At 59.8% G+C, this 25802-nt stretch carries 15 protein-coding genes and 1 pseudogene; 11 read left to right on the top strand and 5 right to left on the bottom strand.

What is annotated here, in order from left to right; genetic code table 11:
• Nucleotides 1-47: 47 nt before the first annotated feature.
• The gene (locus ACQKP1_RS12900; RefSeq protein ID WP_427276451.1) at nt 48-1316 is read left to right on the top strand and encodes a metallophosphoesterase family protein; all 1269 of its coding nucleotides are present in this window, start codon (nt 48-50) and stop codon (nt 1314-1316) included.
• On the top strand, nt 1316-4786 hold the full coding sequence (locus ACQKP1_RS12905; RefSeq protein ID WP_427275541.1) for an AAA family ATPase: 3471 nt from the start codon (nt 1316-1318) through the stop codon (nt 4784-4786). The genes ACQKP1_RS12900 and ACQKP1_RS12905 overlap by 1 nt, the downstream gene beginning before the upstream one ends.
• Before the next feature lie 82 nt (nt 4787-4868).
• On the opposite strand, the gene ACQKP1_RS12910 is transcribed toward ACQKP1_RS12905, so the two are convergent.
• The 3 genes from ACQKP1_RS12910 to ACQKP1_RS12920 form a co-directional block, all read right to left on the bottom strand.
• The gene (locus ACQKP1_RS12910) at nt 4869-6950 is read right to left on the bottom strand and encodes a TRAP transporter permease (protein ID WP_427275542.1); all 2082 of its coding nucleotides are present in this window, start codon (nt 6948-6950) and stop codon (nt 4869-4871) included.
• Between the two features lie 101 nt (nt 6951-7051).
• On the bottom strand, nt 7052-8053 hold the full coding sequence (locus ACQKP1_RS12915; protein ID WP_427275543.1) for a TAXI family TRAP transporter solute-binding subunit: 1002 nt from the start codon (nt 8051-8053) through the stop codon (nt 7052-7054).
• A 558-nt stretch (nt 8054-8611) separates the two neighbouring features.
• Nucleotides 8612-9367, bottom strand: a complete 756-nt coding sequence (locus tag ACQKP1_RS12920; RefSeq protein WP_427275544.1) for a DeoR/GlpR family DNA-binding transcription regulator — start codon at nt 9365-9367, stop codon at nt 8612-8614.
• 243 nt (nt 9368-9610) lie between these two features.
• On the opposite strand from ACQKP1_RS12920, the gene ACQKP1_RS12925 reads away from it, so the two are divergent.
• From ACQKP1_RS12925 to ACQKP1_RS12960, 8 genes are all read left to right on the top strand, one after another.
• A complete protein-coding gene (locus ACQKP1_RS12925) occupies nt 9611-10576 on the top strand; it encodes an ABC transporter substrate-binding protein (protein ID WP_427275545.1) in 966 nt (321 codons plus the stop codon).
• Nucleotides 10577-10676: 100 nt separating this feature from the next.
• Complete coding sequence (locus tag ACQKP1_RS12930; protein WP_427275546.1) at nt 10677-11693, top strand: quaternary amine ABC transporter ATP-binding protein; 1017 nt, start codon at nt 10677-10679, stop codon at nt 11691-11693.
• Nucleotides 11694-11697: 4 nt separating this feature from the next.
• Nucleotides 11698-13722: an ABC transporter permease gene (locus tag ACQKP1_RS12935; protein WP_427275547.1), complete on the top strand. Its 2025-nt coding sequence runs from the start codon at nt 11698-11700 to the stop codon at nt 13720-13722.
• Complete coding sequence (locus ACQKP1_RS12940) at nt 13719-14627, top strand: phosphotransferase (protein ID WP_427275548.1); 909 nt, start codon at nt 13719-13721, stop codon at nt 14625-14627. The genes ACQKP1_RS12935 and ACQKP1_RS12940 overlap by 4 nt, the downstream gene beginning before the upstream one ends.
• A complete protein-coding gene (locus ACQKP1_RS12945) occupies nt 14624-17065 on the top strand; it encodes a GcvT family protein (protein ID WP_427275549.1) in 2442 nt (813 codons plus the stop codon). The genes ACQKP1_RS12940 and ACQKP1_RS12945 overlap by 4 nt, the downstream gene beginning before the upstream one ends.
• A 9-nt stretch (nt 17066-17074) precedes the next feature.
• Entirely contained in the window at nt 17075-19492 is a 2418-nt protein-coding gene (locus ACQKP1_RS12950) for a GcvT family protein (RefSeq protein WP_427275550.1), read from the top strand.
• Nucleotides 19489-20418 (top strand): phosphotransferase, encoded by a 930-nt coding sequence (locus ACQKP1_RS12955; RefSeq protein WP_427275551.1) that lies wholly within the window; start codon nt 19489-19491, stop codon nt 20416-20418. Before ACQKP1_RS12950 ends, ACQKP1_RS12955 begins: the two co-directional genes overlap by 4 nt.
• 328 nt (nt 20419-20746) lie before the next feature.
• Entirely contained in the window at nt 20747-22498 is a 1752-nt protein-coding gene (locus ACQKP1_RS12960; protein ID WP_427275552.1) for a peptidoglycan D,D-transpeptidase FtsI family protein, read from the top strand.
• A 107-nt stretch (nt 22499-22605) separates the two neighbouring features.
• Here ACQKP1_RS12960 and ACQKP1_RS12965 read toward each other — a convergent pair whose 3' ends face one another.
• On the bottom strand, nt 22606-23235 hold the full coding sequence (locus tag ACQKP1_RS12965) for a LysE family translocator (protein WP_427275553.1): 630 nt from the start codon (nt 23233-23235) through the stop codon (nt 22606-22608).
• Nucleotides 23236-24178: 943 nt separating this feature from the next.
• Between ACQKP1_RS12965 and ACQKP1_RS12970 the strand changes: the two are divergent.
• Nucleotides 24179-24612: pseudogene (locus ACQKP1_RS12970) on the top strand (HipA domain-containing protein); the annotation flags it as partial.
• A gap of 67 nt (nt 24613-24679) precedes the next feature.
• On the opposite strand, the gene ACQKP1_RS12975 reads toward ACQKP1_RS12970, so the two are convergent.
• The gene (locus ACQKP1_RS12975; RefSeq protein WP_427275554.1) at nt 24680-25702 is read right to left on the bottom strand and encodes a LacI family DNA-binding transcriptional regulator; all 1023 of its coding nucleotides are present in this window, start codon (nt 25700-25702) and stop codon (nt 24680-24682) included.
• Between the last annotated feature and the right edge of the window lie 100 nt (nt 25703-25802).

The raw sequence follows: 25802 nt of genomic DNA on the forward strand, positions 1-25802 counted from the left end.
AAAGGTTGAACCACACCAACCGCCAATGCACTGGATCCAGAAACGCTTTGCCATTCCGCTTCGTCCATACAGCAGACATTCATCTCGATTCCCCCCTCCGCTCACTGGCTTTGCGCAATGCTGAGCTTGCGGAGCTTATTGGCGATGCGAGCCGTCAAGCGCTGACCGCAATCATCGATCTCTGCCTCGATGAACAGGTCGACGCCTTGATCATTGCCGGGGATCTCTATGACGGCGATCAGACATCGATGAAGACGGCGCGGTTTCTCGCAGGACAGCTGGAAAAACTTCATCAGGCGGGCATCCGCACCTATCTGATCAAAGGCAATCACGATGCTTTGTCGAAGATTGCCAAGGAGTTGGTCCTGCCGGACACGGTCAAGATATTCGGCGGCAATGCTGAGGCGATTGAAATCACCGCTGGGAGCCTGCCGGTCGCACTTCACGGATTGAGCTTCGCCAAGCCACATGCGCCTGAAACTCTACTGCCGAGATACAGACCACCGGTGCTGGATGCGGTGAACATTGGCATCATGCATACCAGTCTTGCAGGATCTGTTGGCCATGACGCCTATGCGCCCTGCAATGTGATCGATCTTCACGCATCCGGCTTCGACTACTGGGCGCTTGGTCACATCCATCAACGCACCCACCATGCCGGGAAATCCACAGTCATCATGCCGGGCATGCCCCAGGGGCGCGACATCAACGAGGCTGGCCCGAAGTCCGTATCGATCGTGACGGTGGCAGATGATCGAACGATCACGGTTGAGGAGCGGCTGACCAGCATAGCCCAGTTTCAACGTGTCGAGGTCGATCTCACAGATGTTGTGGAATGGCGCGATGCGGCCGGAGCAATCGAAACGGCACTGGCGGCCGAGCGTGAGCGAACCGCATCTGCGCACCTCGTTGCCCGGCTGCGGTTGACCGGTCAGACCCCTCTGGCCTGGCAGGTCCGCCGCGACCTCGATCTCATGCTGGCCGAGGCTGAGCAACGCGGCGATCGGATCGGCAAGACCTGGATCGAGAAGCTGGAACTCGCGATTGACACGCCGCAGTCAGCCCCCGACGGCCTTGCGGCCAATCCCGTCGTTGAACTTGGGGCTCTGATGCGCGAGGAAGTGACCAATCGCAGCGGCTTCCGCGACGAAGTGAGGGATATGGTCCGTGAGCTTCTGAGCGACCTTCCAGCCGAATGCCGAGACTTCGCCGGGCGCGACGAAGCTGCCTTCGAGCGTTTCGTGGACAGTCTTTTGGCCGAAGGGTCCATTGATATCGCGGCGCGGATGATGGCGGCCGAGCGAGGAGGCAACTGATGCGCCTTCGCCGACTTGATCTCAGCCGCTATGGAAAATTCACCGACCATTCCATCGATTTCGGTGCAGCGCGACCCGGCACACCTGATCTGCATATCATCTACGGACTGAATGAAGCCGGGAAATCGACAACCTTTTCGGCCTTCCTCGATCTGCTCTATGGCATCGGCGAACGCAGCCCGTACAATTTTCTGCATCCCTACAATACGATGAAGATCGGCGGGTGTCTCGAATTCGATGGGGCTGAGCACGAGGTCGCAAGGCTGAAGCAAAGGAGCGGTAGCCTCGTCAACGAGCGTGGTCAGGCTTTGAATGAGGCACTGCTCTTGGGCGCGCTCGGCGGCATCGGCCGGGACGCCTATCGGACGATGTTCTCACTCGATGACCAGTCCCTCAAGGAAGGCGGCAATGCCATCATCCAGAGCAAAGGCGAGCTTGGAGAATTGCTGTTCTCAGCAAGCTCTGGGCTGGCAGGGCTCAGCAAGTCACTGGCAGCGGCGGCCGACGAGGCGAACCAGATCTACAAGAAGCGATCGTCCAGCACCAAGCTTGCCGAACTCAAGAGGGCGCTGGACACACTGAAAGTCGAACGCAACACGATCGACACTCTGGCTTCGACTTATGCAGGCTTTAAGATAGGCCATGACCAGGCCGATTTGGCCTACCGCACGGCAACGCGGGAGCTTGGCGAAGCGCAAGCCAGGTACCAGGAACTGACGCGCCTGCTGAACGCCCTGCCGGCTCAGCGTGAGCTCACCAGGCTGAATGGTGAACTGGCTGCGCTCGGTGACGTGCCCCGCCCGCCTTCTGAATGGTTCAACCTGCTGCCAAAACTGTTGCAAGATGAGATCCGTCTCTCCGCAGTCGTGGAGATGGCTGACAGGGCGACCCGACAACTGGTCGAAGAAATCGAAGAGATTGTCGTGGATGACAAGGCCGCAACCATTGCGGCGCATATGGACACGCTGGATCAAGGGCGCGCGCGCTACCTGGCTGCGGAAGCCGACCTGCCCAAGCGCCGGCTTGCCCTGGCAGAGCAGGAAGGTGTCCTTGCCCGGCTTCTCAGCGATCTCGAGCAGGCGGAACACCCGGACCCGGCCGCTCTTCTGTTGCCAGCCTCCTTGGTTGGCACACTGAGGGATCTCATTGAAGAGCGCTCCGGCGTCGATGCGAAGCGCACGGCCGCCGAACGGGAACTCATGCGCTCACGCGAAAATCTCGAACGTCTCCGGGCAGAAAACAAAAGTGCTAGCATTGCCTCGCATATCAATCACGCCCAGCTGAGCCGCCTCGAGGCGGCACACGCGCAACTGACTGGCTCTGATCTTCCAGCCAGGCTTGTCATGGAAGAACGCAATCTCGCTGAATTACGTCGTAGCTACGAAAACACGATTGCGCAGCTGGCACCCTGGACCGGAGACATGGAGGTGCTCAAGCGCACCGCTTCAGCCGAACCGCGTCAGATCGAACTCTGGCGAAGTCAGGCAGTCGCGATCGAGAGACGCATCTTTGACCAAGAGGGCCGGATCCGCGACCTTGAGGTGGAACTTGCGCAAACAAAGGCGCGGCTTGCGACCTGTGCCAGCGACGCGATGCTGGATGACGGAGAGGCTGCCAAACTTCGCGCCGAACGCGATACAGCTTGGCAGACCCATCTGGCTTCCTTGGATGCCGCCAGTGCGAAACTCTTTGAAGCCCAGATGCTTCGTGATGACGCCATATCGGCCTCACGATTGTCGCGGGCCAAAGAACTCGCTGAGCTGCGCCAGTTGCGCCAGAGTGAGGCGGCCGCAACCGTGGCGCTGGAGCGACAACTCGCTTTGTTGGCAGAGGCGCAAGACGAGCACGACAAACTCGTACAAAAGATCAAAGCACTCTTGCCCGAGGTTATCAGTCATGACGTCAGCGCGAGCGAGGGCCTGGTCACGCTCGAAACGTGGATGGCACGACGGGCCGCAGTGCTTGCCGCCTGGCACAGGATGAACGAGAGCCAGGAGGCCATCGAGCCGCTACGTGCCGAGCTTGAGCAACTGGTCGAAGCCGTGGTTGCCAGTCTTGCTGCAGCCGGCATCGAGGCCGCAGATCCGTCGGTCGCAGCGCTTGTCCAGACCGCAGCCGACGCTCTTTCCGAGGCCCGGGCCGAACGCACGGCACGGATCACACTTGAAAAGGCGGTCGCCGACATTGAGCGTGACATCAGGGAACGGGAGCGTGACAAACACGAGGCAGAGGTACGGAGTGACGCCTGGCACAAGGACTGGATCGATACGCTGTCCCGCACATGGTTCGCCGACAAGGCCGGCTCGATCCCGGCAGTCAGAGCGATTTTAACCGCTGTTGGCACCCTCCCCTCTGTCTTGAAAGAGCGACAGGATCTCTTGAACCGTGTCGCGGCAATGGAGCGTGATCAGGTGCAGTTTCGCGAAGCGATGGAAAGCTTGCTGATCGAATGCAAAGAGCAAACTCCAGCCAAGGATATAGTGACTGCAGCCAATGCACTCACGCAGCGCTTTGAGGCAGCGAAATTGGCCGACCGACTTCGTGATGGCAAACAGGCCGAGCTTGAAAAGCTGAAAGCGAAGCGGCTTGGCCTCGAGGAGGAGCTGGCAATACACAAAGCGCGCCGAAACGAGGTGACCCGCTTCTTCGCGGTGGACGGGCTTGCCGAGGTCGAAGCCTTGCTGGCTCAGGTCAGGGAGCGTGATCAACTGGAAAAGCGCATCAGCGAAGTGCGCCACCAGATCATGGACGCGCTGAGAATGGCAAGCTTCGAAGAGGCTGCGACACGGCTTAGCGAAATCGAGGCCGACCAGTTGGAACGCGATAGCATGGAGCTTGAGCGACGGATCGAGGATTTGACCGAGCAATCCAAGCAGCTCTACGCTGAAAGATCTCTGGCACAGCAAAAGCTGGATGCCGTTGGCGGCGATGACGCGGTCGCTCGCATCGAGGCACGGCGCCGCACCCTCCTTCTTGAAATTGAAGAACATGCCCGCAGGCATCTTATACTTCGCACCGGGACACTTGCCGCGGACCAAGCGCTGCATCTTTACAGGGATCGACATCGCAGTGCGATGATGCGCCGCGCGTCTGACGCATTTCGGTTGATCACCGGCGGCAATTATTCCGGTCTGACGACCCAACCGGATCGTGACCGCGAGATCCTGATCGGCGTCACACGGGATGGCGGCTCAAAATTGGCAGATGCCATGTCCACCGGAACGCAGTTCCAACTCTATCTTGCGCTGCGGTTGGCGGGTTACGAGGAATTTGCGGCGATCCGACCGCCCGTGCCTTTCGTCGCCGACGACATTATGGAGAGCTTCGACAATCCGCGCTCGGAAGAAGTCTTTCGGCTTCTGAGCGAGATGGCGAAGGTGGGGCAGGTCATCTACCTGACCCATCACTGGCATCTTTGCGAGATCGCCCAGCGGGTGGTACCCGACGTGACGATCCATCACCTCAACTGAGACTTTGAAGCGCCCAAGCCCGATTGCGTGATGGGGCGAGGATCTGCGCCTGCACGATCTTGAGAGCAGGCTACATCAAAACCTAGCCTGACGAGCGACGACGGTTCTGCAGCAACTGCCTTGCTGCAACCGGTGCCATCAGCAAAATGCCAATCAATGTTGCGATCAAATCGGGCGCAACCAGCAAGATGGCAGCAAGAACCAGGCCGGCGCGTTCGTACCAATGGAGCGGTGCGAACAGCCAGTTGGAGACCGCCGCAGCCAAAGCCCAGATGCCGAGGATTGTGCCACCGAATGCAAGGAAAAACGCGGTCCAGGTGAAGTTATCGGTCACCAGCAGCAAGGCTGGCTGGAAGGCGAACACGAAGGGGACCAAGGCCTTGCCCATGCTTAGCCTGAAGGCGGTATTGCCCGCCTTGAAGGCATTGGCATTGGCGATGCCTGCGCCGGCATAGGCCGCCATCGCAACCGGCGGCGTCACATCGGCGAGCACCCCATAGTAAAAGACGAAGAAATGCGCGACCAGCGGTTCTACGCCCAGGAGACCCAGGATTGGTGCGGCAACAGCAACCATGATGATGTAATTCGCTGTTGTCGGAATGCCGCATCCCATCAGGATACACACAATGGCCGTCAGGATCAGGGTGAACAGCAGCGTCAGCGTCGGAACGCCCATCAGCTCAAAGGGCAGGAAGTCGAGTAAGCTGTGAATGGAACTGGCCCAATCCTGGGCAATGCCCGTGACCATATAGGCGACTTTAAAACCGACGCCGGTTAGCGTCACCACCCCGATGACAACGCCCACAAGTGCTGCGGCAGCGGTGACGGAGAGTGATTGCTTGGCGCCAAGGATGAAGCCTTCCCAAACCCCATGGGCTGCTCCGCGCAGGCCATCGGTCACACCGCTTGCGCGAACCTGTTGGATGATGAGAACCGCGATACAGGCCGTTATCGACCAGAAGGCGGCAGAAAACGGCGTACGTCCAGACAACAGGATTGCAATCAGAACGATGAGTGGCGCGACCGAAAGCCAGCCTTCTTTGAGGACCTTCCAGGCATTCGGCAATTCAGCCGCCGACAGACCGCGCAGGCCGAGCCGCCGGGCTTCCAGATGCACTTGAACAAGCACGCCGAAGAAATGCATGAAAGCCGGCACCAGGGCTGCGGTCAAAATGGTGGTGAGCGGAAGGCCGAGATATTCGATCATCAGGAATGCCACGGCGCCCATGACAGGAGGCGTGATTTGACCGCCTGTCGAGGCTGCGGCTTCAACGGCCGCGGCAAAGTGGCGGGGATAGCCGATGCGGATCATGGCCGGAATGGTCAGCGCGCCCGTTGTGACCGTATTGGCGATCGACGATCCCGAAATCGACCCCAGCAGGGCCGATGAGAGAACCGATACTTTGGCCGGACCGCCAGCGTACCTGCCAGCAAGGGCCGACGCCACGTCAATGAAGAGCTGACCCAAACCAATCCGGGTTGCCATCACGCCAAACAGCACGAAGTGAAAAACATAGGTCGCAATGACACCAAGGGCGGTGCCATAAATTCCCTGAGACGTCAGGTAGAGGTGGTTCACGATGCCGGACCAGCTGGCGCCTGGATGCACGAAAATGCCAGGCATCGCCCTGCCGAAGTAGGCATAGCCGATAAACAGAAGGGCGATCACCGGCAGCGGCCAGCCCATGGAGCGACGGACCGCTTCCAGAAGCACGACGATCAGGACAGTTCCCATGATGACGTCGATCGGCAAGGGATTTCCGACGCGGAAGGCAAGGTCGCTGTAGATCCAGGGGACATAGAGAGCGGCAATCAGGCCGGCGATGCCGAGTATCCAGTCGACGAGCGGTAAGCCTAAGGGAGTGAAGGCACCCGGCTTCATCTCCTTCTTGCCGAAAGCCGAGAAGCTCAGGAAGACGACCAGAAGCGTGACACCGAGATGCAGACCCCGATGCACTGTTGCCTGAGGGATACCAAAGCCTGCAGTATAAAAATGGTAGCATGACAGGAGGAACAGGACCGTCGCCGTGATGACGGTCAGGGGCCAGACCAGCCGGCGAAAACGGAGCTCAGGATCGAATGTCTCCTCGATCTCCTGCAATTCATCCGCAGTCAATTGACGGACCGACTTGCCCTGATCCAGCTCTTGTTTATCCACGCTCATCGTCCCACCAGGATTTTCTAAAGCTTCCGAAACAGAGGGCCGCGCATCGACTGCGCGGCCCTTCGAAGATCATTCTCATTGGATGAGCAATCGGCCTTGTCCTACTTCAGGAGCCCTGCTTCCTTGTAGAACTTTTCTGCACCTGGATGCAGCGGAATGCCAACGCCGTTGAGCGCGGTTTCCTTGGTGATCGACTTGCCCTTGGCATGGCCAGCATCGAGCTGCTTGCGGGTGTTTTCGTTCCACAAGGCCTTGGTAATGCCATAGATCAGATCTTCTGGCTGATCCGCGCCGGTGACCCACTGTGCGCCAACGGCGAGTGTCTTCACGTCATCGGGGTTGCCTTCATAAGTGCCGCCGGGAACGGTGTCCGATGCGAAGAATGTGTACTTCTCGCAAATCGTTGGTGCGTCCTCACACGAGATCGATACCAGCTTTACGTCGTGCTGGCTCGCAAGCTCGGCAATGGCGCCGGCAGGATAGCCACCAACAAAGAAAAAGGCATCCATGGCGCCGTCACGCATGCGGTCGGCCGCCTGATCCGGCTTGAGATATTCAGGCATGATGTCTGTCTCGGAAAGGCCATAGCCTTCCAGAATGACGCGAGCATCAACCAGGGTGCCAGAGCCTGGCTCGTCCAGCGAGACGCGCTTGCCCTTGAGGTCGGCAACGCTGTTGATGCCTGAGGCTGCGCTGGCCACGAGGTGAATGCTCTCCGGATAGAGATTGGCAATCGCCCGAAGATTTTCAACGGCAGGCTTGCCCTCCCAGATGCCCGTACCGGTATAGGCCCAGGTCGCCACATCCGACTGAGCGAATCCGGATTCCAAGGTACCGCCGGCGATGCCGTTGATATTGGCAACCGACCCATTGGATGACAGAGCCGAAGCGACGAGACCCGGCACACCACAAGAGCCGCCCTCCTCGCAACTGCGCGAACCGGGTGGGTTGGAGATCGCATTGGCAAGCAATCCGCCGATTGGGTAATAGGTTCCAGCTGTGCCACCTGTGCCGATGCGGAAGAAGGACATGTCCTGCGCACCTGCAGATGTTGCCAAGCCGACCGCCAGAACCGCGCCAAAGATGGATTTGTAGTGTCTCATGGAATCTCCCTATTCTTCCCTTCTGATTTCCGAGCAGCTTATGAGCGTTCATAGATCCGTGCAAGGCAACGCTGAACGGTATCCTCGCTCAATCCTGTGGTCAGTCATCATATGACCTGGTGCCCAGATCAGGAATCACTCCCATGGTCGGACAAAAGGCTTCTGGGCAGTCTCATTCGAGATTTTTAAACGGGCGGAACAGTGAGAATGGTCGGACCAGTCCAAGACTTTTGGTCGGCGGGTTTCCTTGGCGATGTGATCAGTCCGGTCATGATTCTGCGAACCTGGCGCCTCACCGCGCCAATCCAAGCTTGGGGGCGGATCGGGGATCAGAGATCAAAATTCACGCGGCCAATAAGAAGATAATCGTTTTTCATTGAAAATCATCGAGTTTCACAAAAGCGCAGAGCAACTGAGACAATGCCGGATCCTGAATGTCACAGAGAGGTGGATTGGTCCTCGTCTCAAGGTTTCCAACACGTGGCCTTCCAGGCGCATGGAAACATGGCTCCAGATCGGCAGTTCTTCTGCCGGCCGAAGAACAAAGAGCTTTAGAGTTCAGGCAAGCAACAGACAGGTGCCCGCGGCCGCCATGGCCTCGGCAATGTAAGGTGGAGGCTGGACATCAGTCGCCAGCTCGGCGATCGCCTCGAAGCCACAGACACGGACCAGGCCCTCGCGACCGAATTTGCTCTGGTCTGTCACAACCAGCGTGCGTCGACCACGCGTGATAACCGTGCGGGCAAATTCCGCCTCATCCAGATCGTAATCCATCATCCCGGCTGCATTGACGGCACCGGTCGAGATGATCGCGTGGGTCACGGAAAATCGGCTGATGAAATCGATAGCCGTACTCCCGAACGCCGCCCCGTTGTCGCTGCGCAACTCCCCACCGGCCATGTAGACTTTGTTGTCGTTCACCGTGGCAAGCGTGCGCGCGATGTCGGAAGAGTTTGTCACGACCGTCAGACGCCGGTGAGCCAGGAGCTCCCGCGCCAGGAAGCTCGTTGTCGTGCCTGTGTCCATCATGATCGAGTCACCGTCGCGGATTGTCGCTGCAACAGAGGCGGCTATCGCCCGTTTGGCCTCGCTGTTTTCGCGCATCCGACGTTCGAACGGCGCCTCGCCGACCATGGAAGCCAGGCTCACTGCGCCATGCATCCTGATCAGACTGCCACCATTTGCTAGCGGCTTGAGGTCCCGCCGGATGGTCTCCAGTGATACACCGAGTTTGCGCGCGAGGGTCGAAAGCGCCACGGTTCCCTCGCGATCCAGAAGACGCAAGATCTCTCGCTGCCGTGTTGAAGGGGGCATGACCATCTCCATCCTGCTCGTCACCGCATCGATAGCTCGCGATAGCACCAGCTTCAAGCAGACACCACATAATCGGTCACAAAATCACAAAATGCCACAGATTCGGATTGACAAGCTCTCGCGCTTGACCCGAGACTGCAGCCATACACGCGGTCGTCATCAGATACGAAAAGTACGGGGAACGGCGACCGGGTGCCTTGCCAGATCTAAGCAATCTCAACGGGCTCTACGGGGAGAACTCGAATGCCTCACCATGACCGCATGCCGAGAACTATCGCAGCCGCATTGCTGATGAGTGCCGCCTTCTTCGTCGCACCGGCATCAGCGCAGGAATCCACCGATCCGATCAAACTGACATTACATGACTGGACGGGCCAGTTGATCACCACCCAGATCATGGGCGAGGTCTTGAAGAAGGCGGGCTATTCCGTCGAGTTTGTTCAGGCCGACTATCTGGCCCAGTTTGCCGGCCTCGAATCCGGCGACCTCCATGTCGCCATGGAAATCTGGGAAACGACCGGCCGCGAGGCGATGGATGCAGCAACCGCAACCGGCAAGGTCGAGAACCTCGGCGAAACCGGCATGCAAGCCAAGGAAGAATGGTGGTTTCCCGAATACATGAAGGAAAAATGCCCTGGCCTGCCCAACTGGGAAGCACTGAAGGCTGAAGCCTGCGCCGAAGCCTTCTCGACGGCGGAAACAGCACCAAAGGGCCGCTATCTCGGCGGTCCGGTTACCTGGGGCGGTTTTGACGACGAGCGCGTCGAAGCGCTCGATCTGCCCTTCGAGGTCGTGCATGCCGGAACCGATGCGGCGCTCTTTGCGGAGCTTGAAAGCGCCTATCAGCGCCAGGCACCGATCCTCCTCTGGATCTACGCGCCGCATTGGGCGCCGGCCAAATACAAGGGGGAATGGGTCGAGTTCCCGCAATATACCAAGGAATGCTACGAGGACGCCGCCTGGGGTTCAAACCCGGACATGGCCTATGATTGCGGCAAGCCCTTCGGTCCGATCTGGAAGGTCGCCTGGTCTGGTTTGAAGGACAAGTGGCCCGGCGCTCATGAGGCTATAAAGGCCTTCAATGTCGGCAACGACGAAATGGGTGAGATGATCACCAAGGTCGACCTCGAAGGCAAGAAGGTCGAGGAAGTCGTTGCCGAATGGGTCGGCGCCAACGAGGCCAAATGGTCGGAATGGATCAAGAAATAGCCGGACTGGCTTAGGTCGCCCGCGCACTCCCTCGGCGCGGGTGGCCCTTCTTTCGAGCGGCCCCTGCGGGCCATCCGTCCTGCGATCCAGCGGAACTGCCATGTCGACTGAAGCCAAACTCGTCTGCCGCAATGTCTGGAAGATATTTGGTGCGGGCGCCCGTGATGCCGTGTCCTCGAATGGTGGCAAGCCGAACGCCGAAGCGCTCTCAAGCGCCGGCCTGGTCGGCGCCGTCCGCGACGTCAATCTTGAGGTGAGAGCCGGCGAGATCTTCGTGATCATGGGCCTCTCAGGGTCTGGCAAATCAACGCTGGTGCGCTGCCTGTCACGGCTGATCGAGCCGACATCGGGCGAAATACTCTTCAACGGGGAAAACCTGCTTTCGGCCAGCGAAGCGCGGATGATCGAGATCCGGCGCCATCAGATGGGCATGGTCTTCCAGCATTTTGCTCTTCTGCCGCATCTGACGGTGCTCGACAATGTCGCTTTCCCGCTGGAGGTTCAGGGGGTCGACAGGCCGGCGCGAGTGGGTCGCGCCAGACGCATGGTCGAACTGGTCGGTCTCGCCGGCAAGGAGACCGCCTATCCGCGCCAACTTTCCGGTGGCCAGCAGCAACGTGTCGGCATTGCCCGCTCGCTTGCGGTCGAACCGGAACTCTGGTTCCTGGACGAACCCTTTTCGGCGCTTGATCCGCTGATCCGACGCGAAATGCAGGACGAATTCCTCCGCCTGCAATCGGTCCTGAAGAAGACCATTGTCTTCATCACCCACGACTTCGACGAAGCGATCCGGCTCGCCGACCGCATCGCGATCATGAAGGATGGCGAGATCGTCCAGGCCGGCACGCCCGAAGAGCTGGTTCTGGCGCCCGCCACCGATTACGTCGCCGAATTCACCCGCAATGTCGCCCGTTCCAAGGTCGTCAAGGTCGCTTCGCTGATGAAGACCGCAACCGGACCCCTGCCCGCGGCCACCACATCGCCATTAGCTTCCATCGCGCAAGCCGCCCCCCTGTTCGCCTCAGCCGGGGACACACTCGGCGTCGTCGATGCCGATGGCCGAATGGTTGGTCTCCTGCGACGCAGCGATGTCGTCGATGTCATGATGCAGGGCTGAGCCGATGAGCGCGCTATCCGCCCCGACATTGCAAGCCCTTGAGACCGGAAGCCCAGCGTCTGGCAAACGCTTCGTGGATATCGCCCTGGCGCTTGCCGCCTTTGCCATGCTCATGGCCTGGTGGCTCGGCCCGTCGATCGGAAAATGGGCCTTCGACTATCCCCGCGCCTGGCAAATCCCCGCGGCTCGACACATCAGCGGCTGGATGAAATGGCTGGTCAACGAAGCGAGCTTCGGCCTCTTCTCCTTCACCGATCTCACGCGCTTCACCGCTGACCTCATCGACATTCCCTACAGGTTTACGCTCAGCCTGCTCTCCACCGGCTTCCTCTCGGGCCAGGGATCCGCCGCAGTCCAGATCGTGCCGCCGATCTCCTATCTGGGTGTCATCGTGCTCGTCGGTTTGATGGGATACTATTCAGGCGGCGCCAAGTTGGCGGCCCTGGTCGTCACGTGCTTCGGATTCCTTGCCGCCTTCGGACAATGGTCGAGCGCCATGGTGACGCTTTCCTCCATCCTGGTCGCCGTTCCGATCGGTGTCGTTCTCGGCCTTCTACTCGGGCTCGCCGGCTACCGCTTCGCGTGGGTGGAACGGGCGATCTCGCCACTTCTCGACCTGATGCAAACCATCCCGATCTTCGCCTATCTCGTACCGATCCTTTTCCTCTTCGGTTTCGGGCCGACGGCAGCCATCGTCGGGACCATTATCTACGCCATGCCGCCCATGGTCCGCATCACCCTTCTAGGCCTGAGGGCCGTGCCGTCAGAGATCCGTGATCTCGGCCAAATGGTCGGCTGCTCGCGCCGACAAATGACCTGGAAGGTCATGGTCCCCTCGGCCGCCGACGCGCTGATGGTCGGCGTCAATCAGGTCATCATGCTCTCACTCAACATGGTGATCATCGCCTCGATGATCGGCGCGGGCGGCCTCGGCTTCGACGTGCTGGCTGCCCTCCGCCGCCTCGACATCGGTGCCGGCTTCGAAGCGGGTTTCGCGATCGTGGCACTTGCCGTCGCCCTCGATCGCTTGAGCCAGGCCTTCGCGCGAAAGGCCGGCGATCCGTCCATCATGGCGACCAGCGGCGACAGGCTGATGCTGCGCCACCCGTATCTCACAGCAGGCCTTGCCGTGATCGTCTTCAGCCTCGTCGCAAGTCTGATCTCGCCTGCTCTCGCCACCCTGCCCGACAGCCTCACCCTGTCGACCGGCAGTTTCTGGAACGAGGTGGTGAAATGGATCAACATCAACTTTTTCGACGTGCTCGAGGCGATCCGCACCACCCTCCTCATCCACCTCCTGGTACCGATCAAGCGCTTCCTGGCCGAGTTGCCCTGGCTGGGTGTCGTCGCCGTGCTGGCGATTGCCGGCTTTCGCCTCGGCGGGCTGCGGCTCGCTGTCCTGGCCGCCACGCTCTCCTTCCTGATCGCGGCCACCGGCCAGTGGGAAAAGGCGATGGTGACGGTCTATCTCTGTGGCATCGCGGTGATCATCGCCTGCCTGATCGGCATTCCAATCGGGATTCTCGCCGCAGAGCGTGAGCGGCTCTGGCGCTGGCTGCAGGTGGTGATCGACACGCTGCAGACGCTGCCTTCCTTTGTTTATCTGATGCCGGCCGTGATGCTCTTCAGGGTCGGCGACTTCACAGCTCTGATCGCCATCGTTGCCTATGCCGTGGCACCAGCGATCCGCTACACGGCACTCGGGATCCAGCGCGTCGACCCGAAGGTCGTCGAAGCCGGACGCGCCATGGGTTGCACGCCGTTTCAGATCCTCACCAAGATCAAGCTGAAACTCGCACTTCCCGAACTCATGCTCGGTCTGAACCAGACGATCATGTTCGCCCTGTCGATGCTCGTGATCACGGCCCTGGTCGGTACCCGCGATCTCGGCCAGGAGGTCTATATCGCCTTGACCAAGGCCGATACCGGCCGCGGCATTGTCGCCGGGCTCGCCGTTGCCTTCATTGCCATCATCGCCGATCGGTTGATCTCTGCCGGCGCGGCTCGTCTGAGGGAGCGTATGGCATGACCGACCTTGCCCCGAACCCAAGACTGGAAGATCGCATCGCGTCCCTGCCCTGCTGGAACGGAGCGCTGGAGATCTGCGTGCTCAAGGGTGGCCTCAGCAATGAAAGCTTCCTGGTGGCCGATGCCTCTGGCCGCCACGTCGTGCGCTTCGGAACAGACTATCCCTTCCATCACGTTTCCAGGGCCCGCGAACTGATGACGGCCCGCGCTGCCCACGAGGCCGGCTTCGCCCCGAAGGTGGAATATGCGGAACCGGGCGTCATGGTGTCTGCCTTCCTGGACGCGAAGACGTTTTCGGCAAATGACGTCGTGGCCGAACGCGAGCGCGTGGCGCTCCTTCTCCAACGATTTCACCAGCAAATGCCGCGCTACGTCACCGGCGCGGGCTTCATGTTCTGGCCCTTCCATGTGGTGCGCGACTATGCCCGCACGCTTAAAGCCGGCAACAGCCGGATGATCCCGGAGCTGGAGCAATTTCTCACGCTGGCGCAGGAGCTGGAAGCCGTCCAGGCGCCGCTTCCCATCATCTTTGCCCATAACGACCTCCTGCCCTCCAACATTCTCGACGATGGCGAAAGGCTCTGGCTGATCGATTTCGAATATGCCGGCTTCTCGACGCCCATGTTCGATCTCGCCGGTGCGACCTCCAATGCCGGCCTGACACCCGAGCAGTCGGAAGAGTTTCTCACCGCCTATTTCGGGGGGATGCCCTCGCTCGAGATCCGCCGCTCGCTCGCCGCGATGCAATGCGCCTCCCTTTTGCGCGAGGCGATGTGGAGCATGACATCCGAACTCTACCTCGATGCACCGGGCGCCGACTATGTCGGCTACAGGGCCGAAAACCTCACGCGCCTCCAAGAAGCGCTCGACCACTACAACTCAGTCTACGGGAACCATGCGTCATGACCCTGCCCTCCCACGCCCAGATCGTCGTCATTGGCGGTGGCATCATCGGCTGCTCCACCGCTTATCATCTCGCCAGGGATCACAAGCCAGACGTTCTGCTGCTTGAACAGGGCGCCCTCACCTCGGGTTCGACCTGGCATGCGGCCGGTCTTGTCGGCCAGCTGCGTTCATCCGCCTCGATCACCCGCGTGCTGAAATACTCGGTCGAACTCTACAAGGGGCTGGAAGCCGAAACCGGGCTCGCAACGGGCTGGAAGATGACGGGCTGCCTGCGGCTTGCCACGAACCAGGACCGCTGGACCGAATTCAAGCGCCTCTCCACCACCGCCGGCAGTTTCGGAATGGAGATGCATCTTGTCTCCCCCGAGGAGGTGAAGCAGATGTGGCCACTGATGAATGTCGATGACCTCGTCGGTGCGAGCTGGCTGCCGACGGACGGGCAGGCAAGCCCCTCAGACATCACCCAGTCGCTGGCAAAAGGCGCCCGCATGCATGGCGCCAAGATCCTCGAAAATGTTCGGGTTACTGGCTTTGAGATGAAGGACGGCCGGATCACGGCTGTGAAAACCACGCTGGGCGACGTCGCTTGCGAAAAGGTCGTCAACTGTGCCGGCCAATGGGCGCGCCAGGTCGGCGAAATGGCCGGCATCAACGTGCCTCTCCAGGCGGTCAAGCACCAGTATATCATCACCGAGAAGATCGAGGGACTATCGACCGACGCCCCGACAATTCGCGACCCTGACAGACGGACCTACTACAAGGAAGAGGTGGGTGGGCTGGTGATGGGCGGCTATGAGCCCAACCCGCAACCCTGGCTCACCGGCGACTTGCCAAACGACTGGGCCTTCCGCCTGTTCGACGATGATTTCGACCATTTTGAACAGCACATGATCCAGGCCGTCGAGCGCGTTCCGGCGCTCGAGACGGTTGGCGTGAAACAGATGATCAATGGCCCGGAGAGCTTCACGCCCGACGGTAACTTCATCCTCGGCGCAGCCCCCGAATGCAAGAACATGTTCGTCGGCGCCGGCTTCAACGCCTTCGGCATCGCGTCCGGTGGAGGCGCTGGCTGGGTGCTGGCACAATGGGTGGTCGACGGCGAGGCCCCGCTCGATCTCTGGGTCGTCGATATCAGGCGTTTCGCCGCAATGCATCGCGACCGCCAATGGGTCTGCGACCGGACGCTCGAAGCCTATGGCAAGCATTACACCGTCGCCTTCCCGCACGAGGAATACGACAGCGGTCGCCCTCGCCTCGTCTCGCCGCTCTTTGACCGCTTGCAGGCATCCGGCGCCGTCTTCGGCTCCAAGCTCGGCTGGGAGCGCCCCAACTGGTTCGCGCCCTCCGGAGCGGAGCGCAAAGACATCTATTCGATGGGCCGGCAGAACTGGTTCAATTCGGTCGGTGAGGAACACCGCCATGTGCGTGAGGCAGTCGGGGTCTTTGACCAGTCGTCCTTTGCGAAATACGAGCTTTCAGGTCCCGATGCCCTCAAGGCACTCGACTGGATTTGCGCCAACGACGTGAAAAAGCCCGTCGGCCGTCTGACCTATACCCAGCTCCTCAACACACGAGGTGGGATCGAGGCGGACTTGACCGTTGCGCGCGTCGCCGACGAAAAATTCTACATCGTTACGGGCACGGGCTTCCGTACCCACGACTTTGGCTGGATAGCAGACCATATTCCCGCCGGTCTGGACTGCAGGCTCTCAGACATCACCGAAGACTGGGGCACGCTTTCGCTTATGGGACCATCGGCCCGCGACGTGCTCGCCGGCGTCACGACCGCAGATGTCTCGAATGAGGCTTTCCCCTTCGGCCATGTGCGCGACATCGAGATAGCCGGCGCCGCTGTTCGGGCGCTCCGGGTTACCTATGTCGGCGAACTCGGCTGGGAGCTTCATATCCCGATCACGGCTCTCGGCGATGTCTATGACGCCCTGATGGCAGCGGGAAAAGACCATCACATCCGCCCGATCGGCTACCGCGCTTTGGAATCCCTGCGCCTCGAAAAAGGCTACCGTGCCTGGAGTTCCGACATCACACCAAACGACACCCCCTTCGAGGCGGGCCTTGGCTGGGCGGTAAAACTTCGCAAGAACACCGATTTTCTCGGTCGCAGAGCGCTGGAAAGCCTGGCCGGTCAGCCGCTCAAGAAGCGGTTGATGGGGTTCACTGTCGACGACCCGTCGATCGTGCTCGCCGGACGCGAGACGATCCTCAGAAACGGCGAGCCTGTCGGCTATCTCACCAGCGGCGGCTATGGCTACACACTCGGCAAGAACATTGGCTACGGCTATGTCCGCAACACTGAGGGCGTCAGCGACGATTATCTGAAGAGCGGAAGTTACGAGCTCGTGGTCGCGGCGGAAAAGACGCCGGCCATCCTTCACTTCGGGCCGATGTTCGACCCGGCCATGGACAAGATCAAGGCCTGAGGTATGCCCATGTCATTTCGTGCGGATCGTCACGTCCACATTCTCATCATCGGCGGCGGGGCGATCGGCACATCTGTCGCCTACCACCTCGCCCGCGACGGTGCCAGCGATGTCCTTCTAGTCGAAAAGGCCATGCTCACCCATGGCTGCACCTGGCATGCGGCAGGTCTCGTGGGCCAACTTCGGGCAAAGCGCAATCTCACCCGCCTGATGCAGAATTCCGTCGCGGTCTTCGACCGTCTGGAAGAGGAAACGGGCCAGCACATTGCCTGGAAGAAAGTGGGCTCGCTCAGGCTTGCCGGAAGTCCTGAGCGCTGGAGCGAAATCCGCCGTTCGATGACCCAGGCAAAGAGCTTTGGCGTCGAATGCTACTCCCTCTCCGCGGATGAGGCAGCGAAGCGTTTTCCCTACATCGTCAAGGAGGGTATCGAGGGTGCCGCCTTTATCCCCGGTGACGGCTATATCGATCCCTATTCCCTGACCATGGCCTATGCCAAGGGCGCTCGAATGAACGGCGCCAAGATCGAGGAGGGGGTGACGGTCAAGGAGATCGTCATCGAGAACCGCCGGGCCGTCGGCGTGGTGACGAATGGCGGGACGATTTCCTGCGACATTATTGTCAATTGCGCCGGGCTCTGGGCGAAACGCGTTGGCGAGATGGCCGGCGTCCCGCTGGCAGCGGGCGTCGTGGAACACCAGTATTTCCTCACGGAGAAGAAACTCACCCTGCCGCCGGATCTCACGACCTTGCGCGATCCCGACAACAATTTCTATCTGAAGCCGGACACCGGCTCCTTTGCCATCGGCGGCTGGGAAGACGGCACGAAAGGTTGCTGGCGCGGCAAGCCCCCACTCGACTTCGGCCGCGAACTCTTCGAGCCAAACTGGGAGCGACTGGAACTCTTTGCCCTGCCCACCGCCACCCGCATTCCCACGCTCAACGAGATCGGCATCCAGACGGTGATCAATGGCCCGATCCCCGTTTCCTTCGACGGCGAGCCGATCATGGGGCTCGCTCCCGAGCTCGATAATTTCTATGTCGCCTGCGGCTTCACGGCCGGTATCGCCGCCTCTGGCGGTGCTGGCCTTGCGCTTTCGAACCTCATCCTGCACGGCGATGCCGGCATGGACCTGTGGCCTTTCGACGTCAGGCGTTTCGGGGCGGTGCATGCGCAGGGGCGTTATCTCGAACAGCGCGCCATCGAGGCTTATGGCGCCTATTACAAGGTCCATTGGCCGGGCGAGGAAGCCCAGGCCGGCCGGGGTCTGCGCCGATCGCCCCTGCATGAGACCCTCGCGAAGAACGGCGCCATCTTCGGCTCCAAGTTCGGTTGGGAACGCCCCAACTGGTTTTCAAAAGGGGGCCCCGACGATCGGGACATCCCCTCCTTCGAGGGCAAGCCGAACTGGTTCGAGGCCGTTGCAGACGAGGTAAAGGCGATCCGCGAAGGCGTGGCGCTGATCGATCAGTCCTCCTTCTCCAAGTTCGAGATCAGCGGGCCCGGTGCTTGGGCCGCCATGCAGCGGATCGCGGCCAATGACCTGTCCGGTCCGCCGGGCAAGGCCGTGTACACCCAGCTCTGCAACGAGCGCGGCGGCATCGAGGCTGACGTGACGATCCTTCATCTCGCCGACGATCTGCTCTACCTGATCACCGGGTCCGGCTTCGGGGTCCGAGACGGGAACTGGGTCTCCCGCCACCTGCCAGCAGGTGTCTGCCTTCGCGACGTCACAAATCGCTTCGCGACCCTCAACATTTGCGGACCGCGGGCGCGTGACGTCCTGCAAAGCACCTCAGACGACGACCTCTCCAATGAGGTGCTGCCATTCCTCGCAGCCAGACGCATCGACATCGGCTCAGCCTCGGCGCTTGCGGTCCGCATCGGTTATGTCGGCGAACTCGGCTATGAACTCTATATCGACCAGGAATACGCGTCCCATGTCTACGACACACTGAAGACGGCCGGGGAAGCCTTCGGCATCACCGATGTCGGGTACCGGGCGATTGATGCGGCCCGCATGGAAAAGGGCTATCTTTACTGGTCCGGGGACATCAGCCCCGACTACAATCCGTTTGAGGCTGGTCTCGGCTTCTGCGTCGCGCTCGACAAGGGCGACTTCATCGGCCGGGAGGCTCTGGCGACGATCAAAGCCGCCGGCGTAAAGCGCAAGCTCGTCTCCTATACCGTCGAGGGTTACGCGCCTTTTCACGGCGGTGAGGCGGTTTTGCTCGATGGCAAGGTGGTGGGCTCCACGGCCAGTACCGGTTACGGATATACGCTCGGCAAGACCATCGCCTTCGGTTACCTGCCCTCCGAAATCGCAGCTGGCGAACAGTTCCAGATCGAAGCCTTCGGCAGGACCTATGAAGCCCGCCGGGGCGCCCGCACCCTCTACGATGCGAAAATGGAGAGGCTGAAGGCATGAGCGAAGAGGCCGAGATCGCGCTTGCCCGCGAAACACTGAAGACAATCCCCCTGCTGGCCGGTCACGACGGCCCGGTCGAACGCCTGGGCGGACTGACCAATCTCGTTTTCCGCGTTGGCGATCACTGTCTGCGCATCCCTGGAAAGGGCACGGAGGAGTACATTGACCGGATCAACGATATGATTGCAACAGAGGCAGCCGCCCATGCAGGCGTCGGCCCGGATGTGCTTTATGCAGACGCCTCGAGCGGCATCTTCGTCTCCCGCTTCGTATGCGGTGGCGTTACAATGACCCCTGCCCTGTTCCGCAGCATTGAGGGCGCCCCCGCGCGTGCCGCCCAGGCGTTTCGAAAACTCCACGACAGCGGCGCGGTGTTTCCCGCGCGATTCGAACTCTTCTCGATGATCGACAGCTACCTCGGCCTCCTCGCCACAAAGTCCGTTGCTCTTCCGAACGGGTATGGCGACGTGCTCAAAGCTGCAGAAACCGTCCGAGCCGCCTTGGCTGCCCATCCTCTGCCCAATGTCGCCTGCCACTGCGATCCGTTATGCGAGAACTTCATCGACACTGGCCAGAGGATGTGGATTGTCGACTGGGAGTATTCCGGCATGAACGATCCGATGTGGGATCTCGGGGACCTCAGTGTGGAAGGTGAATTTGATAGCAAGCAGGAGGAGGAAATGATCCTTGCCTATTTCGGTGGTGAGCCATCTGCCGCCGAGCGTGGGCGCATCATCATCTACAAGGCAATGTGTGACCTTCTGTGGACGCTCTGGGGTTTGATACAGCTCGCAAACGACAATCCTGCAGACGACTTCCGCAGCTATGCCGACAAACGCTTCGCCCGTTGCAGATCTCTGATGGGCACAAGCCACTTCGCAGAGGCATTAGAGGCTGTTGCGACACCCAAGTCGGCCGACACATGACAGACCAAACGGTCCTTTTGCCCAACGATTGTTGACGGGTTATCCAATGCTGAAGCGCAATGGCGACGGGAGAAAGCGGAGATCGATGAAAAGGAACCCACAGTCCGAGTTTGGCCTGACAGTAAGACGGCTGTCGGCCCATTGCGGACATTGATGCGGCTTCGTCCCAAGCCGGGGATAACAGCCATGGATATCAGTGGTTGGCAGTTGAAATTTACCAAATGTTAAGACTGTGAATGCAACCAGTAAGGGAGCTGAGCGGCCTCAAGAAGGCAGGCCGCTTAGAAAGTGATTGGGCGAGCGCCAACTTCGGAACGGACACTTGGGTATGATTTCATTCATCGTCCGGCGGAGGAGTATCGCACACTTTCAAGTTGGCCATCGTCTTGGCAACTCGCCATTGTCTTTTCGATCAACCCGGAAATCCAACGCAAAGCAGCGCGTAGGCATACTGATTGCGGGCTTCGGACTTGTCTTCACGACTGTCGGGGTTCGGCTCACCCAGTATGGGCTCGCTGAGCCCGCTACGACGAGCTCGATTTATAGCCAAGGCAATTCGGCAGCCTCTCGCCCTGATATCCTCGACCGCAACGGAGAATTGCTGGCGACCGACCTGCGTATGGTCTCGCTATTCGCGGAGCCTCGCAGGATCGTGGATGCCGACGAGGCAGTAGAGAAACTCGCGACGGTTATCCCTGATCTTAACTGGAGCGAGACCCATCGGCGACTCAGGTCGGGTACAGGTTTTCAATGGCTGAAGCGGCAAATCACTCCCCGGCAGCAGGCAGACATTCTCAAGCTCGGTATTCCTGGGATAGGGTTCCGCCCGGAGAAGCGTCGCTTCTATCCAGGAGGTCGCACAGCCTCTCATATCCTTGGCCACGTGAACGTGGACAATCAGGGACTGGCAGGGATGGAGCGCTATCTCGATCAGCAAGGGTTGGCTGATCTTCGCGCGATCGGCATGACGAGCGAAACGCCACTCGAGCCAGTTACTCTGTCAATCGACATCAGGGTTCAGCACATCGTGCGCGAGATCGTCGCCGCAGCGATGGTCAACTACAAGGCCGAGGCTGCCGGCGCAGTCATCCTTGATGTCGAGACAGGGGAGGTCATCGCGCTCGCTTCGGTACCAGATTACGACCCCAACGAGCCATCTCGGACACTCCCCGATGGCAGCGTGGACAAGGACTATGAGAAGGGCTGGTTTAACCGGATCAGTAACGCCACCTTCGAGATGGGATCCACCTTCAAAAGCTTCACTCTTGCGATGGGTCTGGATGAAGGCAAGATCACCCTCAATTCGGTAGTCGATGCGTCTCACCCCATCCGGATGGGCGGCTTCACCATCAAGGACTTCAAGGGAAAGAACCGTCCACTGACGATTCCGGAGGTGTTTCAATACTCCTCAAACATCGGGACCGCGGCTGTGGCGGACATGGTCGGCATCGAGAGACATAGGGAGTTTCTGACACGGTTAGGTCTGCTTTCCAAAGTGGAGACTGAGATGCCAGGGGTCGCGTTGCCGACCCAACCGCGGGAGTGGAAGAAGATCAATTCCGTGACGATCTCGTTTGGACACGGTGTCGCAACGACGCCTTTGCAGACGGCGGTCGCGGCGTCTGCATTGATGAATGGCGGCAATCTTATCGCTCCGACCTTCCTCCCTCGTTCCAAGGACGATGCCGCCATCATTGCCCGCAAGGTCATTGGCGAACAGACCAGCGCGGATATGCGCTACCTTTACAACTGGAACGGCCTGAAAGGCTCGGGTCGATCGGCGCAGGTCGAGGGTTTCCATGTCGGTGGCAAGACGGGAACTGCGGACAAGGTTATCAATGGTCGATACGCCAGTGATCAGAACTTCAACGCCTTCGTGGCGTCTTTCCCCATGGATCAACCCCGGTACACGCTTCTCACCATTATTGACGCACCCCAGACCGGAGAACATGGCGGTAGAACAGCAGCATCGACTGCAGCGCCGATGGCAAAAGCGATCATTGCACGGACGGCGTCACTTTTAGGAGTGCAACCCCGATTCGGACCTGAGGCCGCGCCGCAGGTCCTAGCAAATTATTGAAAGTCCACTGTCGGGAGATGTTCCAGGTCACTCTAGACGCCGCGCGTGCTGCGTCCGCAATTGGCGCAAACCGGAAGACTGCATTCGGCCCACTAGACCTCATATGATCACGTGCGCTGCATCGCGACCTGCAAACCCAGCCCTACGAGCACGGTTCCACCAGCGCGTTGAAGCAGCTTCTGCACCGTGCCGGAGCCCTTCAGCCTCGTCATGATGAGCCCGGCTAGGAAGACGCAAACGACATCTGCGAAGGTGAAGGTGGCGTTTACTATGGCTCCAAGTATAGCGAGCTGCGCCCAAAGTGGCAGGCCTCCATCGCCATCCACAAATTGAGGGAGAAACGCCATGAAGAAGATCGCCGTCTTTGGGTTCAGCACTTCAACGGCGATGCTTTGGAGGAATGCTTTCTTTGCGGACGTGGGTGGCACATTCGGCACGCCATTAGATGGTGCTGGTGCTCGAAACATTGAGATGCCAAGCCAAATCAGATAGAGAGCGCCCGCCAGTTTGACGGTTGTGTAGGCCACAGGGACCGCATGGAAAAGCGCGGATAACCCTGCTGCCGCAGCGACAACGTGCACATAAGCGCCCAGGTGAATGCCTAGCACTGCCCAGAGCCCCGCGCGTCGGCCGCCTGCCATGGTACGTGCAGCGGCATAGAGCATGGCCGGTCCCGGAATAAATGCGAATACGGCCGTAGTGGCGGCAAATGCGAGCAAGACTTCAAGCGATGGCATCCGAGACGTTCCTTAGTCGGAGGTGTCAGTCAAACACTAGAGACTTTCTCAGTCGACGCAATGACCGCTGTTGGCGCAAAGCGGTCGTCACGGCTGGGCGCCATTCGACCATAGTGGAAGCGAACAGCCCAAGCTTTTCATTCCGCGCAGTCCAGATGCATGCCAAACCAATATCTCGCAACAAGTTGTTGACCAGCCGCCAAGTGAGAACATAATAGGAACATTTTCCGCTATCACCGGCAGCAAAGGCTCGTCCTCTCATGCAACACGATCACGCAAAGATCCTGGAACTCCATGTCGTTATTGCCCTTGGCTGCCTTAGGCGCACGACAATCAGAAGCTATGCCGGCCGCGGACAAAGCCGCCGTCGCGATCTACACTTGATCCCGTCCATGGCAGAGGCTGTCGCTCACCACGTGACATCCTCGCTCCATTTTGAGAAAGACGGCGCCGCAGTTATCCTGAGCCGCGTAACACGACATATCGAGGCCGTTTTGCAGAGCGTCTCCGATGCTGAGGCGCGCGCATGGGCAGGGATTGATGCCAATCAGCGTGACCTTGCGCGAAGTGTCATCGGCAACCGCATAAGCCTACGCCTGCAGGAGCGCTACGCGGTTCTATCAAATCGTCGGTCGGCCATTGTGCCAGCAAGCGGCGTCTGGTGCGGGCTCCCGTCTGCCGAAAGCTATTAGCAATCACAGTCAGACACCGCAGCCTGATCCCGCATGTTAGTGCGGCAGGGCGATCGAATGGACATCTCCGTACATGACGAATCTGTGGCCGGCTTCTTGAAGATCGACCTCACTTTCAGTTCATATTTATGACCATTGAAGCGGCATTGCTTCGGCGGAATGAACACGAATTGACAGCCAACCGCTGCGCGCCACGATGTTCATAATTATGAACATAACAGCGTTATACGTTCAGCAGAATGAACACGGCAGGCCGCATCTGCTTCAATGTCCTTTGCGGCAATACCGACGACCAGGCCCGCAATCACGCAGCATTCTGGGATGGCAGACAGCTGACGCTGACGCCTGCATACGACATATGCCCGCAAAGTCGCACTGGCAGCGAGGCCACACAGGCCATGCTGATCAAGGGCGACATTCGCGCCAGCACGCTTGCGACATGCCTCGCGGCAGCGCCAGATTATCATTTGACCGAAGCAGAAGCGGCCAAGCTCATCGAGCATCAGCTTACAACCATTGCGCAAGATTGGCAGTCGGTCTGCGAAGAGGCCGAGTTGACCGAAGTCGACCGCAAGCTGTTTGCTGGACGCCAGTTCCTCAACAACTACGCCCTCGAAGGGCTCCATGGTCATTCCGCCTGGGGGATGCCCACAGCAGCGCACAGAACGCATTGATTAGCCGCTGAGAGGTTGGGGGATTGGATGCGTCGCTGTCTCTGGCGCGCACAAGGCTCCATCTCTGTGTCTGCTCGCTCAGAGATTTTCCTTGAGAAGGATTTCGATGCGGATCTTTTCCTGTGCGGCCAGCGGCTCGCGGGCGTCCGAGCGGGCACGCATGATGCGAATGGCGCTGCGCACCGCATGGCCCGGATCCTGCGCGATGACGGCATCGATCAGGTCGTCACGAAGCGCCTGCTCGGTAAAGGGCGTACGCTCGTGTACCACCACTGCAATCCCGCTCAGTTCGACATTTCCGGCAGCAGCAAGGATCGGCACGCGAGCCTCTGCGCTCAGCACATAGATGCCTGAAACGTCGCGATTGCCAGCCAGGACGCGGCCGATCACCTGTCGGGTGCGCGCCTCATCTGCATGGGTTTCGATCGAGGGCAGACAGGTCAGGTGCGGAAAGGCGCGATTGATGACCTGATCGAAACCGAGACGGCGCTGGATACTGTCGAGCGATTGCATGGTTTCTGCAACCACCAGGACTTTCCCAGGCTGAGGTCCGGCCAGCATGCCCATCAGCTTGCCAGCGGTTGCGCCGGCCGCGAAGTTGTCAATGCCGACAAAATCAGCCTCAGGCAATTTCTCCTGACCCGAAAGAAACTGCACAACCTTGATATTGCGCTCGAGAAGCCTGGCCATGGCATCGCGCACCTGCGGAGACTCGGGCGCCATCACCGCAACGCCATCAACACTCTCCTTGTCCAGACTGGAGAGGAGCTTTGCTACGCCATGGGCATCGTCTGTCGCAATCTGGCGGCAGGTGATTTCAGTGAGGTCGCCCTTCAGCGCAGCGGTGAGCTCTTCTACGTGGCGCCTGAGCTCGGTGAGGTACAGATCGCCGCTGCCCGGCAGCAGGAACAGGAAACGGTAAAGCTTGTTCCGGGCAAGACTGACAGCTGCCGGGTTGCGAACGAAGCCGATCCGCTCGATCGCGTCATTGACCAGCCGGGCGGCCTTTGGGCTCACATTCGGCCGCTCATTCAAGACACGGTCCACAGTCGCAAGGCTGACGCCCGCAGCCTCAGCCAGATCCTTCGCTGTTGGACGCATAGTGACTTCCTGCTGATTTCCCTCTGGCAGAGCTTTCCTTCAAAACGCGGCAAAACGCAAGAAATGATGTGCGCACCTCAAAAACGGCTTGCTTTGAGGT

The sequence above is a fragment of the Allorhizobium sp. NPDC080224 genome (genome assembly GCF_050281005.1).
In the GTDB taxonomy this organism is placed as follows: Bacteria; Pseudomonadota; Alphaproteobacteria; order Rhizobiales; family Rhizobiaceae; genus Allorhizobium.